This is a genomic window from Candidatus Similichlamydia epinepheli, assembly GCF_003056015.1.
Map to the genome: position 1 here is coordinate 1 of NZ_PPEU01000133.1, position 1553 is coordinate 1553.

A 1553-nucleotide genomic window follows, 5' to 3' on the forward strand; every position below is an offset into this window, starting at 1 on the left:
GAAACTAGAACAGCTTAAATCTTTGCATGTCTCCTCAAACGAATCTTGGATAGGAACGTGCAATCGATTAACAGAGCAAAAACTCCCATGCAAGATTTTTTCGAATTGAATCGAGTTGATGAAACTCAAAAAAAAGAAAAGATGAGAGATCATACCATTCGTGTGAAAAAACACATTCAAGACGTGGTAAAGAGAGATTATTGGGACCTTCCTGTTAGCCCTGTTTTTATAATTATTTTTTTTCCAACAGATTCTCTACTTGGAATTGCAATGGAAAATGATCCATCAATTATAGAATGGGCTGCGCTTCAAAATGTGATTCTTTCCACCCCATCCACTTTAATAGGTTTATTAACAACAATTTCCATGTGCTGGTCACAACAAAAAAATATGGAAAATAGTGAAAAAATTCGTAAAAAAAGCGTAGACTGTTTGAAAATGATTTCCCTCTTTCTCAAAGAGATTTCTTGCATGGGGAAAACATTAGAAAAACTTGTAGATCAATTCAATCATCTGATTAAACATTCAAAAAACAAACTACTTCCGGATCTTGAAGAGTTCAGAATGCTTGCTGGCCAAGTAGGAAATGAGACAATGGAAATGAAAGAAGTAGATAAAGAAGTTCAGTTGTCTTCGATGTCTTCCAATCCACTCACATAAAGGAGAGTGCGTTCATAAATCGGAGTTAAGTCATCTCTACCTTTGGATAATTTGAGAGTTTTATCAAAAAAGGCCTTTGCTGAAACATTGTCATTCAATTCCAAAAAACAAATACCAGTCCGAAAATGACCAAAAGGCAATTCAGGGTGAAAGGAAGCCCAAAACTGATAAGCTGTCGTTGCTTCGAAAAATTGTTCGTTTTTTTCCAATGAGAGACCAAGTGAAAAAAGATACTTCTCTTTTCTAACATCTAAAAGATATGCCAGACGAAAATACTTCACTGCATCATCATATCTCCCCTGCTCATAGGCTTGATATCCTAATGCATAAATGCTTTCCACTTTCTCTTCTGAAAGGTCAATTGATTCGTAAAGAGGCGGCAGTGCTCTAATTACTCCAACTAAATCTGATAAAGAAGGCGCTTCATCAGAACTAGCTTTGGTATCAGATGATCGGATTAATTTCTCCAACACACCTTTATCAATTCCAACTCCCCCAAGAAATGTCCTATATTGTTCTGTGTCAATCTGTTCTAGTTCTGTCGTCATAACTAAACCCGTTGTTCATTAATCCGAAAAAATCGATCCTCTCGATCTTTTTCCTTATTTGTAATAACTTTTCCACTTGTTAACTCTAAAAGGTCAGAGGCGAAATTAGATGCTAAGCTGTTTGAAAAGATGGGTCGCTCAGGAACTCTTTTATTATTGAGTACATCATTTGCCATATTCACTGCTTTTTGAATTAAATATTCTGCATCACGTTCTGAAATATATATTGAATTAAGACGTTCTGAATTTAACTCTAGTTGGCCAGAATCATTATAAGATAAAGAATCAATAATCCTTTCATCTCCAGAAAGAACAGAAACAATAATTGCAATAATGATAGCCATA

3 protein-coding genes are annotated in these 1553 nt (G+C 35.1%); 1 reads left to right on the top strand and 2 read right to left on the bottom strand.

Annotation, left to right across the window (positions count from 1 at the left end):
• The first annotated feature begins 87 nt into the window (after nt 1-87).
• Nucleotides 88-660 (top strand): DNA recombination protein RmuC, encoded by a 573-nt coding sequence (rmuC, locus tag GCCT14_RS04875; RefSeq protein ID WP_157952639.1) that lies wholly within the window; start codon nt 88-90, stop codon nt 658-660.
• Here rmuC and GCCT14_RS04880 read toward each other — a convergent pair.
• A complete protein-coding gene (locus tag GCCT14_RS04880; protein WP_108624448.1) occupies nt 624-1208 on the bottom strand; it encodes a tetratricopeptide repeat protein in 585 nt (194 codons plus the stop codon). The genes rmuC and GCCT14_RS04880 overlap by 37 nt on opposite strands.
• Nucleotides 1209-1210: 2 nt before the next feature.
• Nucleotides 1211-1553, bottom strand: a 343-nt coding sequence (locus GCCT14_RS04885; protein WP_108624449.1) for a hypothetical protein, incomplete at its 5' end; no start/stop codon positions are given.